The sequence below is a fragment of the Streptococcus hongkongensis genome, assembly GCF_053206145.1.
This window is the reverse complement of sequence record NZ_JBRUGD010000009.1, coordinates 83,341-100,798: the sequence shown is the minus strand read 5'-3', so window position 1 is coordinate 100,798 and position 17,458 is coordinate 83,341. Positions and strand designations below refer to the sequence as shown.

The window sequence follows — 17,458 nt, the reverse complement described above, 5'->3', positions numbered from 1 at the left end:
AAATGAAGCTACAATAAAAAAATATATTCAAGAACAAGAAAAACATGATATAGCACTAGATAAATTGAGTGTGAAAGAATATGAGGATCCCTTTAGGGATAATAGCAAGTAATACAAATGCCTCTTTAAGAGGCTAGTGACGAGTCAAAAGCAATAAGGCTTGAACAAAGTGAAAGCCAGTGTCTTTAGGCGCTGGCTAGTTATTTGGGCTTATAGCCCTGGACCAAACCACCCGTTTGACGGGGGTGGTTATGATTTCCAAAATGTGAGATGGGAATACAAAAAAGAAGCCATAGGCTTCAATTTTTAATCTGGACTTAAGCTTCTTTTTGAGCAAGTAAATCACGGATTTGAACAAGTAATTCTTCTTGAGTAGGACCAGCGATAACTTCTTCCTCTTCTTCAACTTTACGGTAGCTCATAGCTTTGTTTGCAGCTTTGACAACGAAGAATAGCGTAGTACCAACAATTAAGAAGTTGATAACTGCAGCGAGAAAGCTTCCGTATTTAACACCATTCCATGCTAATTGAGCAATGTTTGAAACACCAGCAGCTTTTAATACTGGGTTTAAAATAAGTGGTGTAATCACATCAGCAACTAAAGAGTCAATGATAGTTTTGAATGCAGCACCAATAACAACGGCTACAGCTAAATCTAAAACATTGCCTTTAAACAAAAATTCTTTCAATTCTTTGATCATTTGAATTCCCCTTTTCATATTTAACTTATCATAACATAAGTTTAATGAAATTGACAACCAATTTAACTGTGTTTTTAAAATTTACAAAAATTCTTTCAAATGGTATAATAAAAATAATATTATAATGGGATTTTTGTGGGGAGGTGACGATTTGGCAATTGACAAAGAAATGATTTCCCAAATAAAAAATAGTCTCAATATTGTTGATATTATAGGAGAAGTTGTCAGTCTTTCACGTTCTGGTAAGCATTATTTAGGGTTATGCCCTTTTCACAAAGAAAAGACCCCTTCATTTAATGTAATAGAAGATAGACAATTTTTTCATTGCTTTGGCTGTGGTAAGTCAGGTGATGTCTTTAAATTTATTGAAGAGTATCGGCAGGTTCCCTTTTTAGAAAGTGTTGAGATCTTAGCAGATAGAGCAGGGATTGTTGTTGATATTGCACCTCAAAGGCAAGAGTATAGCCCTCGAATCTCTGCACATCAGAAACTAATTGCAATTCATGAAGATGCCTTAAAGTTTTATCATGCTGTACTAATGACAACCACTGTTGGACAAGAAGCTCGACAATACCTTTATCAAAGAGGGATGACCGATGAGCTTTTGGAGCATTTTAATATTGGGCTTGCTCCTGATGAGAGCAATTTCCTTTTTCAAAGTTTGTCAAAAAAATATAGTGAAGAAGAATTAGCTGCTTCGGGCTTATTTAATTTATCAGAGAAGTCCAATACGATTTATGACGCTTTTCGAAACCGTATTATGTTTCCTTTAACAGATGACAGAGGAAATACGATTGCTTTTTCAGGTCGCATATGGTCAAAAAAAGATCAAGAAGCACCAGTCGCCAAGTATAAGAATTCAAGAGCAACCGTTCTGTTTAATAAGTCTCTTGAATTTTACCATTTAGATAAAGCAAAACCAGTCATCGCAAAAACACATGAAGTATTTTTGATGGAAGGATTCATGGATGTTATAGCAGCTTATCGAGCTGGGTTTGAAAATGCGATAGCTTCGATGGGAACAGCATTAACAATTGAGCATGTTAACCGTCTTAAGAAAATAACGAAAAAGGTTGTTATTACTTATGATGGGGATAGTGCGGGACAAAATGCCATTGCTAAATCTTTGGAACTGTTAAGAGACTTTCAAGTTGAAATTGTCAGGATTCCAAATCAAATGGATCCAGATGAATTTATCCAACGCCATTCTGAAAAAGATCTAGCTGATTTGCTGAGTCATTCTAGAATTAGTAGTACTGAATTTTTTATTGATTATCTGTTACCTGAAAATATGGATAATTTGCAGTCACAAATCGCATACGTGGAAAAGATTGCAAAGATCATTGCTGTAGATCCATCTATCACAGCACAAAATTCCTACATTAATCGGGTATCTGATTTGCTTCCTGATTTTGATTATTTTCAAGTGGAACAGTCTGTAAATAGCTATCGCATTCAGAAAAGACAAGAGCGACAAGGTCAACTGTTGACTAATGAACCGACTGTGGTTTCACTTCCCATCAGTAAAAGTATCACAGCACTTGTTCGAACGGAGAATCAAATCTTACATCGCATGATGCATCATGATTATTTATTAAATGAATTCAGAACAAAAGAGGATTTCTATTTTGACACACCTAGCTTAGAGGAGATTTATCAGCTCCTAAAAAGAAATGGTGAAATAAGTCCTTTTGATTTATCGCAATTTTCAGAGGAAGTCAATCAAGCATATTATCGTGTTTTAGAAGAGAATCTTCCAGAAGAAGTTGCGCCCAGTGAAATGGACGATTTAATGATGAAGCGCCAGCGATTGCTTAGTGAAAGAGATATTCACAAACAAGGAAAACAAGTTAGAGAGTCTAGCAATAAGGGTGATCACAAATTAGCCTTAGAAGTCTTGGAAAATCTAATAGCACAAAAACGAAACATGGAATAGAGGAAAAAATGGCTAAAGAAAACGATATAACAACTTTTAGTGTTCAAGTTGCAGATTTTATTCGTAATCATAAAAAAGAGGGATCTGCAGTTGATGACGAAATTACAGAAAAACTAGTAATTCCCTTCGTTTTAGATGCTGATCAAATTGATGATTTATTAGAACGCCTTACAGATGGCGGTATATCTATTACAGATAAAGAAGGCAATCCTTCATCAAAATATATTGTTGAAGAGCCAAAGCCGGAAGAATTAACAGATGAACAGTTAATTGGAAGTAATTCAGCTAAAGTTAATGACCCAGTTCGTATGTACTTGAAAGAAATTGGGGTTGTTCCACTTTTAACAAGTGAAGAAGAAAAAGAATTAGCTGTGGCTGTTGACCAAGGTGATTTAGAAGCTAAACAACGTCTTGCTGAGGCTAATTTACGTTTGGTAGTGTCAATTGCAAAACGTTATGTAGGCCGTGGTATGCAATTCTTGGATTTAATTCAAGAAGGTAATATGGGACTTATGAAGGCTGTTGATAAGTTTGACTACTCTAAAGGATTTAAATTTTCAACTTATGCCACTTGGTGGATTCGCCAAGCCATTACACGTGCAATTGCTGACCAGGCAAGAACGATTCGTATACCGGTCCACATGGTTGAAACAATCAATAAATTAGTCCGTGAGCAACGTAACCTCTTGCAAGAATTAGGTCAAGATCCAACACCAGAGCAGATAGCTGAACGTATGGAAATGACACCTGACAAAGTGCGTGAAATCTTGAAAATTGCTCAGGAGCCGGTATCTCTTGAAACACCAATTGGTGAAGAAGATGATAGTCACCTTGGAGATTTTATTGAAGATGAAGTAATTGAAAATCCTGTAGATTACACAACTCGTGTTGTATTACGTGAACAATTAGATGAGGTATTAGATACCCTAACTGACCGTGAAGAAAATGTTTTACGTTTACGCTTTGGTTTAGACGATGGTAAAATGCGTACATTGGAAGATGTTGGTAAAGTTTTCAATGTCACAAGAGAACGTATCCGTCAAATCGAAGCAAAAGCCTTACGAAAACTACGCCACCCAAGCAGAAGCAAACAATTAAGAGACTTTATTGAGGATTAAAAAGATCCGGAGGACCTTTTTAACGGCGAGCTAGAAATAAAAAACGAGCCTTAGTGTCTAGTGTGGTGTTCTAACTGCTCCCTTGAAACAAAAAAGGAGCGCAGGTCCGAGGGATCTTTTTAATGGCGAGTCATAAACTAATAGTCGTTTTATTATCACTTTTAGTGATAGTGCCAACGATGATGACAACTAAACTATAATAATTGAAGAAGGTCAAATGACCTTCTTCAATTATTGCTAATATAGATAGTATAAAAGGAGTGGAATTTGCTATGGCAGATGACAAAAAATATACTGATGAACAAGTCGCAAAGATCAAAGATCGTATTTTAGAAGCTTTAGAAATGGTAATTGACCCAGAATTAGGGATTGATATTGTTAATCTTGGCTTGATTTATGAAATTCATTTTGAAGATAATGGTCATACTCAAATTGATATGACTTTGACAACAATGGGGTGTCCCTTGGCAGATCTACTAACTGATCAAATTCATGATGTTATGAAGGATGTGCCAGAAGTTACTAAAGTAGAAGTGAAACTTGTTTGGTATCCTGCATGGTCAGTTGAAAAAATGAGTCGCTATGCTCGAATTGCGCTAGGAATACGATAAAAAGGATAAAAGGGATGAAAAATCCCTTTTTTTATTGTAAAATGAGGTATAATGAAAAAGTTTGTAATCAATCATCAAGTCAAAGGAGAAAATAAATGATTTTAATTACAGGTAGTAATGGACAACTCGGGACAGAGCTTCGTTATTTATTAGACGAAAGAAATGAAGAGTATGTTGCTGTTGATGTCGCTGAGATGGATATTACAAATCCCCAAAAAGTAGATGATGTTTTCTCACAAGTGAAACCTACTTTAGTTTATCATTGCGCAGCTTATACAGCTGTTGATGCTGCAGAGGATGAAGGAAAAAAACTCAACCAATTAATTAATGTTGATGGAACAAAAAATATTGCAAAAGCTTGTCAAAATCATAATGCTACTTTAGTTTATATTTCAACTGACTATGTTTTTGATGGCGAAAAACCTGTTGGGGAAGAGTGGTTAGAAACTGATGTTCCTGATCCTAAAACAGAATATGGAAGAACAAAACGATTAGGTGAAGAAGCAGTTGAAAGATATGCTGATAAATTCTATATCATTAGAACTGCTTGGGTATTTGGGAACTATGGTAAAAATTTCGTTTTCACAATGCAAGATTTAGCAAAAAAACATCCAAAATTGACTGTTGTAAATGATCAGCATGGTCGACCGACTTGGACGCGTACATTAGCTGAATTCATGACTTACTTAGCTGAGAATAATAAAGACTTTGGGTATTACCATTTATCAAATGATGCTAACGAAGATACAACTTGGTATGATTTCGCTAAAGAAATTTTAAAAGACACTGATGTTGAAGTTTCTCCTGTGGACTCATCAGCATTTCCGGCAAAGGCAAAACGCCCTCTTAATTCCACAATGAATTTAGATAAAGCAAAAGCAACTGGATTTGTGATACCAACCTGGCAGGATGCCTTGAAAGAGTTTTATAAACAAGAAAAAAAATAACAATTACCTTAAGCTAAAGTGCTCTACTTTGGCTTTTTTTCTATTGTTAAAGTTTAGCTATTGCTTGTCTTTTATGCTATAATAAACATTGATATTATTTAGAATGGGGCATTGTGGCATGCAAAATGTTTTTATTATTGGAAGTCGTGGATTACCTGCAAAATACGGGGGCTTTGAGACTTTTGTTGATCAGTTAATCACACATCAAATAACAAATGACATTAAATACCATGTCGCTTGCTTGAGCGATTCTAAGCATCAGGAGCATTTTGATTATAAAGGGGCAGATTGTTTCTATATCAAAGCTCCTAAACTAGGGCCAGCACGTGTTATTGCTTATGATATGATGGCTATTACGTATGCCTTATCATATATAGACAAGCATCAGATTGAAAAACCTATTTTTTATTTGTTGGGCAATACCATAGGTGGCTTTATGGGTCCGTTAGTAAAAAAAATTCGCGATCGTAATGGGGTTTTCTATATTAATCCTGACGGTCTTGAATGGAAAAGGTCAAAATGGCCATTACCAGTAAGATGGTATTTGAAGTATGCTGAAAAGCAAATGACGCGATTAGCAGATTTAGTGATTTCAGACAATAGTGGTATTGAAAAGTATATTAATGATAGCTATTCATGGGCTAAAACTAAATTTATTGCTTATGGGACAGATACGACATCTTCTGAATTAGTCTTTGAAGATGAGCTTGTGCGAGATTACTTTTATCAGTTTGATTTTAATGAAAAAGGCTATTATCTTGTTCTTGGTCGCTTTGTTCCTGAAAATAATTACGAAACCATTATTAAAGAATTTATGGCTTCACATACTGAACGTGACTTGATTATCATTTGTAATAATGAAGGTAGTGCCTATTATGATACCTTAATCAAAAAAACTGGCTGTAATAAAGACGAGCGTGTTAAATTCATTGGTACACAATATGACAGACAACTTGTTAATTATATCAGGGAAAATGCATTTGCCTATATTCATGGTCATGAGGTTGGTGGAACCAACCCTGGCTTATTAGAGGCGCTAGCTCACACAAATCTCAATTTGGTATTAGGAGTCGACTTTAATAAATCAGTTGCTAGAACCAGTGCACTTTATTGGACAAAAAAGGCAAACGATTTATCACAATTAATTGATAGTGTTGATGACAGATCTAACTATGATTCACTTGGACAAGAAGCAAAAAAAGTGATTCAAGAGCATTATACATGGGAAAAAATAGTAGGGGAATACGAGGCTTTATTTTTAGATGAAAATTAATATTCTAATGTCTACATACAATGGGGAGAAGTATTTAGCGCAACAAATCGAAAGTATTCAAAAGCAAACTATTACTGACTGGAAGCTATTGATAAGAGATGATGGCTCAACAGATAACACCCCTCAAATTATCAAGGAATTTGTAGACAAAGATTCTCGAATTATCTTCATTAATGAGAATAATAGAGAAAATTTTGGGGTTATCAAAAACTTTTACACGTTAGTTAAGTATGAAGTGGCGGATTTTTATTTTTTTAGTGACCAAGATGATTATTGGTTACCTAATAAGTTGGAAGTCACCTTGAACGAAGCAAGTAACTATGATCCTCAATTACCTTTACTAGTGTATACCGATTTATCTATTGTTGATGGTGATTTACATGTTATTCGTGACAGTATGATTAGATTTCAATCCTATCAAGCAAATACAAGTTTAGTATCAGAACTAACTGAAAATACTGTAACTGGTGGAACAGCCCTTATTAATGATAGCTTAGCTAAGCTATGGACAGTTTTCGATGATTTATTGATGCATGATTGGTATTTGGCTTTAATTGCAGCAGCTAAGGGGAATTTAGTTTACCTGGATACACCAACTGAGTTGTATCGTCAGCATGAAAATAACGTTCTTGGTGCAAGGACTTGGACTAAACGTATGAAAAGTTGGACTAGTCCAAGCAAATCTTTAAAAAAGTATTGGTGGCTTATCACTTCCAGCCAACAACAAGCAAGACATTTGCTTGAATTAGATTTAAATCACCATAATAGAGAATTGGTGGCTTCATATGTTTCATTAGTTGATCAGACATTAAGCAAACGACTAGCGTTAATCAAAAAATTTGGTTACCGAAAAAATAGAGCGTTTCATACATTTGTATTTAGAACACTAATTATTACAAAATTAGGTTATAGGAGAAAGTAAGTGAATTTGTTAAGCAAAGAAAATAGAATTTTATTACGAGAAATGATTAAAACTGATTTTAAACTTCGTTATCAGGGGAGTCTAATTGGTCATTTATGGTCGATATTAAAACCGATGTTATTATTTACAATAATGTATTTAGTATTTGTGCGCTTTTTACGATTTGATGATGGGACACCACATTATGCGATTGGACTGTTAATTGGTATGGTCACTTGGAATTTCTTTACAGAAGCAACAAATATGGGGATGATGTCAATTGTATCTCGTGGGGATCTTCTGAGAAAACTAAATTTTTCTAAAGAAATAATAGTTTTTTCATCTGTTGCAGGAGCAACAATTAACTATTCAATTAATCTTTTAGTTGTTTTTATATTTGCGCTAGTAAATGGTGTTCATATAACAGTTGGTTGGTTAATTATTATCCCATTGGTTTTTGAATTACTTTTGCTATCTACTGGGATTGCTTTTATTTTAGCGACATCCTTTGTTAAGTATCGTGACATAGGTCCTATATGGGAGGTTGTATTACAAGCAGGTATGTATGCTACACCGATTATCTACTCGCTAACTTTTATAATTCAACGTGGTCAAATTACGGTGGCAAAAGTAATGATGCTTAATCCGTTAGCGCAAATCATTCAAGATTTACGTCATTTTATAATTTTTCCAGGTGCAATGCGTGGGTGGGATTTGATTGGTAATAAGACTATTGCTGTAATACCATATATTATTCCGATTTTAATATTTGTTTTCGGGTACATTATTTTTAATAAAAATTCTAAAAAGTTTGCGGAGATTCTTTAATGTCAGATAAAAAAATAGTTGTAAAAGTTGATCATGTTAGTAAATATTTTAAGCTTCCAACTGAGAGTACTCAAAGCCTTCGTACAGCATTAGTTAATCGCTTTAAAGGAATTAAGGGTTACAAGGAACAACAAGTTTTAAAAGATATTGATTTTGAGGTCGAGGAAGGAGATTTCTTTGGTATAGTTGGACGAAATGGTTCAGGAAAATCTACCTTACTTAAAATTATTTCCCAAATCTATGTTCCTGAAAAAGGGAGTGTAACTGTTGATGGGAAAATGGTTTCTTTTATTGAATTAGGAGTAGGCTTTAATCCAGAACTAACAGGTTGTGAAAATGTCTATATGAATGGCGCAATGCTAGGTTTTAATACTGAAGAAATTGATGCAATGTATGATGATATTGTAAATTTTGCAGAATTACATGATTTCATGAATCAAAAGTTAAAAAACTATTCAAGTGGTATGCAAGTTAGATTGGCTTTTTCAGTAGCAATCAAAGCTCAAGGAGATGTTTTAATTCTGGATGAAGTGCTTGCTGTTGGTGATGAAGCTTTCCAACGTAAATGTAATGATTATTTTGTAGAACGAAAAAAAAGTGGCAAAACAACCATTCTTGTTACTCATGATATGGGGGCAGTCAAGAAATATTGCAATAAGGCTATTTTAATTGAAGAAGGATTAATTAAAGCAGCAGGACATCCGGATGAAGTAGCTAATCAATACAGTTTTGATAATGTTATTGTAGCCGGAAAATCATTTGAAAATAAGGATGAAGCTGTTAGTCAGATGATTCAAGATTTTGATGCTAAACTTCTTACACCAGCTCAAATTAGTCCAGATCAAAATATTATCATTGAATTTACTTACAATGTTCTAAAGAATATTGACACGCATATTGCATTATCATTCTTGGACATGGATACAAATTTTGGTGTATATAATGATAATTCTATTGATTTACATACTACAGGAGCTGGTGAAAAAGTGGTTCAATTTACATGTAAATTGAACTATCTAAATCATGCTAAATTGAAATTAACTGCTACTGTTCGCGATTCAGAAAAACATGCTTTAGCTTTTTCTCCAGCAGCCACTGCTCCAATCATTGTCATTAATAGAAAAGTAGACACATCACTCGAAAGTGAGTGGGATGCTAATACAGGAATGCTGAAACGTAGTAGTTCTTGGAAGTAGTTAGTTGGTAACGTTATGAAAAATATTCTATTTATTTCACCAACAGGGACACTTGAAAATGGTGCAGAGATTGCTATTACTAATTTAATGGGTTATTTGAATGAAACAGGCTATAAGGTGTTTAATGTGTTTCCAAAGAATGCTGATGCGACATATCCTGCCTACCTTGAACGTATGGAACAGTTTAATGTTAAGAGTTTTTCTTTGGAAACTCTTAACTGGTGGTGGGAAGAATCACCAGGTGTATTACATGGGAATCATGAAAAACGTTCTATTTTTTATTTGTATAATATAAAACAAATTCGACAAATTATCGTTGAACAAAAGATAGATGTGGTAATTAGCAATACGGTTAATGTTTTTCAGGGGGCTATAGCAGCAGCAGCAGAAAAGACTCCCCACTTGTGGTTGATTCATGAGAATCCAGCAGAAGAATTTGAATATTATAAGGAAAAATTCCAATTTATAGTTTCTCAGTCGAATAAAGTATTTGCAGCTTCAAAAAAATTGAGTGAATCACTAAATAATAGTTTTTCCCCTCTAGAGCCCGTTCAATCATTTATTCCTTATTCAAAGATTAATGACTTTTCTTTACAGCATTCCAACACTAGACGTATTGTTTCAATTGGAAAAATAAATGAAAATAAAAATCAAATGGAACTCTTAATGGCTTATTATCAATTGAATCGTCCAGAGATTCCTTTGATTTTTATTGGAGGTTGGGAAGAAGAAACAAAGTTTGCAATGGATAGCTTTATCCGAGAACATAGTTTGAATTCTGTTCAATTTTTAGGTAACCAGAGAGAACCTTGGCAATATGTTACAGATGCTGATATTTGTGTTTTAAATTCTAAAATGGAAGTATTTAGTCTTTCACTAGTTGAGTCAATTTTGAATGGTATTCCAACAATTTTTTCGAGTAACCCGGGCTACCTTTCAGTTTCTGATTTCTTTGGGTTGTCTTCCTGTTACTCACTTGGAAATGTGGATGAGTTAACGAGTTATATGAGTTGTTTATTAGATAATTTTACAGTTGAAAAAGAAAACTCACTTCAAGTGGCAGTTAAAGCTCGAAAAAGATATCAGCTTGATTTGGTATATAAATCAATTATTGATGAGATAGAGAATGTGGACAAACCTAAATCAAATTTGGATGCAATTAGTTTTCTTTTGGGAGATACAGTTAATGAGGAGATACTTTATCACATTAATCGTAAACAAATAACAATTTATTTTGAGACAAAGTTAAAGACTTTTTGTAACACAAACAGCCAAATATTTGATTTAGATAAAGAGGGTGAAATTACATTTCTAATGCCAAAAGATACTCAAAGAGTTAGAATTGACTTAGGAGAGGATACGGGTATTTATAATAATCTTAAGCTAGTAGCTTTAGAGAAATGTACAGAAATTTTACCTAGGTGGACTAATGGAGTTATTTATCAAGATAACTATGTTTTTTTGAAAACTGATCCACAAATTATTTATGATGTTCGACATTGGAATAGTCAAGAACTATTGTTCAAATATCGTAGTTTGGATATCAATAATTTTGCTAACAATGAAGAAGATGAGAAAAATTTACTTGATATAGTAGAACAAGTACAAAGTCGATTTTTTAGATTTGAGCAATTGAATAATGAAAAACTAGAACTTGAAGAAGCTCTAAAAGCGACAATAGACAGGTACCATTCTGTCATCAGTTCAAGACGTTGGAAAATACTAACAAAAATTATAAATGCCATTAGGAGAAAAACATGAAACGTTTATTATTATATGTTCATTTTAATAAAAATAATAAAATCAGTGATTATATTTATTATCAATTAGAACAAATGAGACCACTTTTTTCAAAAGTTGTCTTTATTTCCAATAGTCAATTATCATCAGTTGAAGTTGATAGTCTTAAAGAAAAACAATTAATTGATTCATTTATTCAACGTGAAAATGTTGGCTATGATTTTGCAGCATGGCATGATGGTATGTGTGCAATTGGATATGATGAAGTTAAATCATTCGATTCTGTTACTTGTATGAATGATACTTGTTTTGGCCCTATTTGGGATATCCAACCATATTATACACAATTTGAAGAAGACTCTACTGTTGATTTTTGGGGAATGACGAACCATAATAAGGTTGATCAAAGAGAAATATTTATTCATGAACATTTACAATCATACTTTATGTCATTTAAAAGAAATTTAGTCGCTTCTGATGTTTTTCAAAACTTTTGGAAGGAAATTGAATCCTATTCTGATGTTCAAAAGGTCATTGACAATTATGAAACCCAGTATACTAAATTATTTACTGATGCGGGTTTTAAATATAGAACAATATTAGATACTGTTCCTATCTCTGATCAATTTTTCCATTCTAATTTTACTATCCATTATCCACACGTTCTTTTAGATAATAAAGTACCATTCATTAAAATAAAAACATTTGATTTATCTCAACATCTATCACCATACTTGCTGAAAGCCCTAGAAGAAAAGTCAAACTATCCCATTAATCTCATTCTTGATCATATGACTGATGTCAGTCAGCCAACTCCAGCTTATTTAATTGATCGAAAGGTATTAACAAAAGTACCTGAAGCTTATTCAAATACTAAAAAAGTTGCTGTTCATTTACATACCTATTATGTTGATCTATTAGAAGAATTTTTGGAACAATTTGAGCACTTTAACTTTAAGTACGATCTGTTTTTAACAACAGATTCACACGAAAAAAAAGTAGAAATTAATAAGATACTTTCATATAAAGGAAAAGTAGCAACTATTTATATCACAGGAAATAAAGGCCGAGATATTATTCCAATGTTGAAATTAAAAGAAATTTTGATGGGATATGACTACGTTGGTCATTTTCATACAAAAAAATCTCCTGAGTACCCACATTGGGTTGGAGATTCATGGAGAAATGAATTATATCAAATGCTAATTCATCAAGCTGATAATATTCTTTCCAATTTTGAGTTAAATCAAAAGCTCGGGATAGTTATCGCTGATATTCCATCATTCTTTAGATATACGAAAATAGTTGATCCATGGAATGAAAATAGGTTTGCTGAGGGTATGAATTCATTATGGAAGAAAATGAATCTTCAACGAGAATTAGATTTTACTAAGTTTGATACTTTTATAATGAGCTATGGAACTTTTATATGGTTTAAAGTTGAAGCTTTAAAACCTCTACTCAATCTTGATATTTCAGAGGAAGAAATTCCATCAGAACCATTACCTCAGCATACAATACTACATTCTATTGAAAGAATTCTTATCTATATGGCTTGGGCAAATGATTACGACTATAGAATATCAAAAAATGATATATATATTACACCATTTGTTGATAATAAAGTATTAAATATTAGACCAGATCTAATGCCAAATACTTATGTCAATTTTGATCATATTGGTGGGATTAAGGGAGCATTGAAATATCTATATCGAGGACCAGGAAGTGCAATAAAATATATAGTAAAGAGAGTGTTTTTTAAAAATAAATGAAAAAAATAGATACTAATAAAATTCTTATTTCTACGTTGATTAAATATAGCTTCACAGTGATTTTATTGCTAATGGTTTTGTTTTCAACTTCGAATAGTAAGGTGTTTTATATAGGTTTAATTGAACTTGGTTTAATTTTTATTATTAGTGAGTTAATATTAGCAGTTAATTTCTATATTGCTAATATTCTCAATGTTATATTATTATTTTTATTCAATATTGAATTAATTATACAAATCTTGGGGAGAACGTATTTGACTAGCAATATGCTTTCAAACCTTGATTCTTTAGAAGCGCTGAAAGGGCATGCGGTATTATATGTTTTTTCAGCTCTCATCACTATAGTTTTTAGCTTGTTACCAGTTGGAAAATATTGTCAAAAATTTAAATATTTAATCTTGACATTTTTTTTACTGCTTTCATTAGAAATTGGTATGATTGTCAATAAAAAAGTAGATACAACACCATTGTTGAATTACTATTCTATTTCAAATAATTATTTTAAAAGGTTCGTCATGTTAGAGAGAATAAAAAAGCATGATATTGTTTCAGTGAATGAAGAATTCAGAAATTTAGATATTACGAATGCTATTAATAAACCTGAAGAACTTTCTGAAAAACCCAATATTATCTTAATTTTTACAGAAGGTCTTTCCGAAAGTATCTTACATGATAAACGAAATTTGATGACCAATCTAGCAAAATACGAAAAAAATAGTATTTCCTTTAGTAATTATTATAATCATACTTTTGCGACATACTTAGGTATAAGAGGACAGTTATATTCGGGATACCAAGCAACAAATTATGAAAAAAATAAATTAATTTCTCTACAAGATATTTTAGCAAATCAAAACTATGATACAACATTTCTGAATACAGAACCCAATAATAAGGACTTTACGAATTATCTAAATGGTATGAATTTTAGAAATGTTATTTCACCTAATAATGTGAGTTCAACAGTTTCAGATAAAAATGCTTATGAGTTTCTTTTTCAAACAATTGAAAAAAAATCCAATCAAAGTAATCCTTTTTTCATAAGTATGTATACATTTGGTACACATTTAAGTCTAGATTCAGAGGATGAACATTTTAAAGATGGTAAGAGTGCTATCTTAAATAAATTTTATAATTTAGATATTCAGTTTAACAATTTTATGAATAAGTTCAATAATTCTAGAATATCTGATAATACAATACTAATTTTCACGACTGATCATGCGACTTATGTTGACAATGATTATATAAAAGCCTTTGGTGCGGACCGTCTCGTTGGCAATTTAGATAAAGTACCATTTTTTATTTATTATAAAGGAGTTAAACCAGAAGTTCGAGATGTTAATGGCCGTAATTCGTTATCTCTAGTTCCTACCATTCTTGATTTTGTTGATATTTCAGAAGAAAATTATTTTTTAGGGGATAGTTTGTTTAATACTCAAAGCAAAAGTAAATTAGATACTGTATTTTCTTCAGAGGGAACTTTTTATTCTACAAAAAATTCCAAAATAGATGTATTGAATCAGAATGATAAGATTAAAGTATCTAACTTAATTGAAAAATATTATCATTTAAAATTAAAAAATAGTAAATGATTATTTGCTATAACGAAAGATTGAATCATGCTTTAAAATTAAAAATGAGATTAGATTGTATAGTTTTGTTAGTTATTGCAAACTCTTCTCAATTAACATATAATAATTAACTGAATAAAAGATTTCTGAAGATTTTAAATTAATCCAATACGTTAATCGAAATATTTTTGTGATTGACCTATTATATTGCTATTCTGAGTAATTTTAATTTTTATTATAACGACTTAGATGAGTAATTTTTAGAACGGTTGACTGTTTTTAATGGAATGTATTAGCTTGGAAATATTTAGTTCTATTAATGCTTGTAAAAAAGGGAGAATATTATGTCTAGGATATTAGTCACAGGTGGAGCTGGGTTTATTGGATCACATACTTGTTTAGAATTATTAGAAAATGGTCATCAAGTTATTGTTGTTGATAATCTTAGTAATGGTCATCAGAAAAGTTTAGATAAGGTACAATCCTTGACTGAGAAAAAACTAACGTTTTATAACGCAGATATTCGAGATTATGAAGTACTAGAGAAAATATTTGAGAAAGAAAAAATAGATGGCGTCATTCACTTTGCAGGATTAAAGGCAGTGGGAGAATCTACTCAAATCCCCTTAACTTATTATGATAATAATGTTTGTGGAACGATTTCTCTTTTAAAGGTGATGCAGAAATTTCATTGTTACAATATTATTTTTAGCTCTTCAGCCACTGTATATGGGGATCCAGAGGTAGTTCCCATCAAGGAAAATTTCCCATTATCTGTAACAAATCCTTATGGACGGACTAAGTTAGTTCTTGAGGACATTTTTAGAGATTTATATAAATCTAATTCAAAATGGACAATTGTTTTATTGCGTTATTTTAATCCTATTGGAGCACATGCTTCAGGAGAGTTAGGTGAGGATCCCTCAGGTATCCCAAATAATCTACTTCCATATATAACCCAAGTGGCTGTTGGAAAATTAGAGGCTGTACAAGTCTTCGGTAATGATTACGAAACCTCAGATGGAACAGGAGTTCGTGATTATATTCATATCGTTGATTTAGCGAAGGGTCATGTAGCTGCACTACAAAAATTTATGTCCTCAGGTGGACTGTACACCTATAATTTAGGTACTGGACAGGGTTATTCTGTTTTAGAAATAATTGAAAATATGTCGAAGATAGTGGGTAAAGATATTCCTTACACAATAGCACCGCGTAGACCAGGAGATATTTCAATATGCTTTGCTGACGTTTCTAGAGCAAAAAACGAATTGGGTTGGGAAGCAAAATATGATATTGGGCGCATGTGTCGTGATGCCTGGAGATGGCAAAGTCAACATCCAAATGGCTTTAACGATTAAGAAAGGAATATATGTTAGAAAAACAACACACCTTTGTCATTTGTGCTTATGGAGAAAGTTCTTTTTTAGAAGACTGTATGCAATCTCTTAAAGCTCAAACATTAAAAACAAAGATAATCTGTTATACATCTACCCCTAATAATCTAATTAAGGGGGTATGTCAAAAATATAATATCCCACTATATTCAAAAGAAGGAGGAGGCATTGGTAAAGACTGGAATAATGCTTTAAGCTTTGTAGATACACAATATGTGACAATAGCGCATCAAGATGATATCTATTTGCCTGATTTTTCTAAATTAACAATGGAAGCTTTTGAAAAAAATAGAGATACAGCTATTACTTATACAGATTACGCAGAATATCGTAACAACAAAGCCGATGCATACACTACTAATTTGAAAATAAAACGCAATATGCTTAAAACATTAAGCCTCATGCCAGGATCAAAATTTTGGAGAAATCGGATATTGGCATTTGGGAATGCTATTTCATGTCCAGCAGTAACCTATAATTTGGCAAAACTTCCTGAATTTAGTTTTAAAGAATCTTTTAGAACTAATTTAGACTGGTATGCTTGGTATGATATTAGTAGTCGATTTAATGGAAGATTTGAGTATGTTGCAGATATTTTAATGTATCACCGTATCCATGATGAATCAGAAACATCAGCAACTATTTCAGAAAATGTTAGAAGTAAAGAAGATTTAGAGATGTATCTATTGTTTTGGCCAAAGTGGATAGCTAGATTATTAATGGTACAATATGAGAAGAGTCAAAAATCAAACTTTGAATAGGAAAAAAATGAAAAATAATACCCTAATAATAATACCAGCATATAATGAAGAAGAGTCAATTGAAAAGGTTGTTTCAAATCTTGAATTGAATTATTCATGCTATGACTATGTCATTATTAATGACGGGTCATCTGATAAGACTTCAGAAATTTGTCATCAGTATGGTTTTAATATTATTGATTTACCTGAAAACTTAGGCTTAACAGCTGCTGTACAGACTGGCTTTAAATATGCGATGAAGTATCAATACGAAAAAGCAGTGCAATTTGATGGAGATGGACAGCATTTACCGGAGTATATAGCTGATTTAAGTCGTACAATTGACGAAGGTTATGATTGTGCTATTGGGTCTCGATTTGTGACTGAAAAAAGGCCTAATTCTTTGAGGATGTTTGGTAATATTTTGTTGAGTTCACTTATTAAATTGACAACAGGTCAAAGTTTAGCGGATCCAACTTCAGGTATGCGAATGTTTAATAAATCTTTAATTCAACATTTTGCGAAAAATATCAATTTCACTCCAGAACCTGATACAATATCTTTTTTAATTCGCAAAGGTTTGAAAGTAAAAGAAGTTCAAGTGAAAATGCAAGATCGTGAAGCAGGTCAATCTTATTTAACCCTATCACGGTCTATAACTTATATGATTCACATGTTTGTTTCTATTATTGTTATTCAAAACTTTAGAAAGGAGAAGTAA

General features: G+C 32.3%; 15 protein-coding genes and 1 pseudogene. 15 read left to right on the top strand and 1 reads right to left on the bottom strand.

Going from position 1 to position 17,458, the window contains the following annotated elements; translation table 11 throughout:
* Nucleotides 1-112 (top strand): annotated as a pseudogene (locus tag ACVRZD_RS07175) (IS200/IS605 family transposase); the annotation flags it as partial.
* Nucleotides 113-317: 205 nt separating this feature from the next.
* Here ACVRZD_RS07175 and mscL read toward each other — a convergent pair.
* On the bottom strand, nucleotides 318-701 hold the full coding sequence (gene mscL / locus ACVRZD_RS07170) for a large conductance mechanosensitive channel protein MscL (protein ID WP_037625853.1): 384 nt from the start codon (nucleotides 699-701) through the stop codon (nucleotides 318-320).
* Between the two features lie 124 nt (nucleotides 702-825).
* On the opposite strand from mscL, the gene dnaG reads away from it, so the two are divergent.
* The 14 genes from dnaG (at nucleotide 826) to ACVRZD_RS07100 (ending at nucleotide 17,458) form a co-directional block, all read left to right on the top strand.
* The gene (dnaG, locus tag ACVRZD_RS07165) at nucleotides 826-2,637 is read left to right on the top strand and encodes a DNA primase (RefSeq protein ID WP_037625851.1); all 1,812 of its coding nucleotides are present in this window, start codon (nucleotides 826-828) and stop codon (nucleotides 2,635-2,637) included.
* A gap of 8 nt (nucleotides 2,638-2,645) precedes the next feature.
* Nucleotides 2,646-3,755, top strand: coding sequence for an RNA polymerase sigma factor RpoD (gene rpoD / locus ACVRZD_RS07160; protein ID WP_447450388.1), 1,110 nt, complete (start codon nucleotides 2,646-2,648; stop codon nucleotides 3,753-3,755).
* Between the two features lie 272 nt (nucleotides 3,756-4,027).
* Entirely contained in the window at nucleotides 4,028-4,366 is a 339-nt protein-coding gene (locus tag ACVRZD_RS07155) for a metal-sulfur cluster assembly factor (RefSeq protein ID WP_037625849.1), read from the top strand.
* Nucleotides 4,367-4,461: 95 nt separating this feature from the next.
* On the top strand, nucleotides 4,462-5,313 hold the full coding sequence (gene rfbD / locus ACVRZD_RS07150) for a dTDP-4-dehydrorhamnose reductase (RefSeq protein WP_447450387.1): 852 nt from the start codon (nucleotides 4,462-4,464) through the stop codon (nucleotides 5,311-5,313).
* A gap of 118 nt (nucleotides 5,314-5,431) precedes the next feature.
* On the top strand, nucleotides 5,432-6,586 hold the full coding sequence (gene cps2T, locus ACVRZD_RS07145) for a beta 1-4 rhamnosyltransferase Cps2T (protein WP_447450389.1): 1,155 nt from the start codon (nucleotides 5,432-5,434) through the stop codon (nucleotides 6,584-6,586).
* Nucleotides 6,576-7,508, top strand: a complete 933-nt coding sequence (locus ACVRZD_RS07140; protein WP_037625847.1) for a glycosyltransferase family 2 protein — start codon at nucleotides 6,576-6,578, stop codon at nucleotides 7,506-7,508. The genes cps2T and ACVRZD_RS07140 overlap by 11 nt, the downstream gene beginning before the upstream one ends.
* Entirely contained in the window at nucleotides 7,509-8,315 is an 807-nt protein-coding gene (locus tag ACVRZD_RS07135; RefSeq protein WP_037625844.1) for an ABC transporter permease, read from the top strand.
* Nucleotides 8,315-9,511: an ABC transporter ATP-binding protein gene (locus tag ACVRZD_RS07130; RefSeq protein WP_037625842.1), complete on the top strand. Its 1,197-nt coding sequence runs from the start codon at nucleotides 8,315-8,317 to the stop codon at nucleotides 9,509-9,511. The genes ACVRZD_RS07135 and ACVRZD_RS07130 overlap by 1 nt, the downstream gene beginning before the upstream one ends.
* Before the next feature lie 15 nt (nucleotides 9,512-9,526).
* A complete protein-coding gene (locus ACVRZD_RS07125; protein ID WP_037625840.1) occupies nucleotides 9,527-11,272 on the top strand; it encodes a glycosyltransferase in 1,746 nt (581 codons plus the stop codon).
* Nucleotides 11,269-13,026: a rhamnan synthesis F family protein gene (locus ACVRZD_RS07120; protein WP_447450386.1), complete on the top strand. Its 1,758-nt coding sequence runs from the start codon at nucleotides 11,269-11,271 to the stop codon at nucleotides 13,024-13,026. Before ACVRZD_RS07125 ends, ACVRZD_RS07120 begins: the two co-directional genes overlap by 4 nt.
* Nucleotides 13,023-14,621, top strand: a complete 1,599-nt coding sequence (locus ACVRZD_RS07115; RefSeq protein ID WP_037625838.1) for a sulfatase-like hydrolase/transferase — start codon at nucleotides 13,023-13,025, stop codon at nucleotides 14,619-14,621. Before ACVRZD_RS07120 ends, ACVRZD_RS07115 begins: the two co-directional genes overlap by 4 nt.
* 320 nt (nucleotides 14,622-14,941) lie before the next feature.
* Nucleotides 14,942-15,961 carry a UDP-glucose 4-epimerase GalE gene (gene galE, locus ACVRZD_RS07110; RefSeq protein ID WP_230588943.1) on the top strand — a complete coding sequence of 340 codons (1,020 nt, stop codon included), beginning with the start codon at nucleotides 14,942-14,944 and terminating at the stop codon, nucleotides 15,959-15,961.
* Nucleotides 15,962-15,972: 11 nt separating this feature from the next.
* Nucleotides 15,973-16,758, top strand: a complete 786-nt coding sequence (locus ACVRZD_RS07105) for a glycosyltransferase family A protein (protein ID WP_447450385.1) — start codon at nucleotides 15,973-15,975, stop codon at nucleotides 16,756-16,758.
* 7 nt (nucleotides 16,759-16,765) lie between these two features.
* Nucleotides 16,766-17,458, top strand: coding sequence for a glycosyltransferase family 2 protein (locus ACVRZD_RS07100; protein WP_037625834.1), 693 nt, complete (start codon nucleotides 16,766-16,768; stop codon nucleotides 17,456-17,458).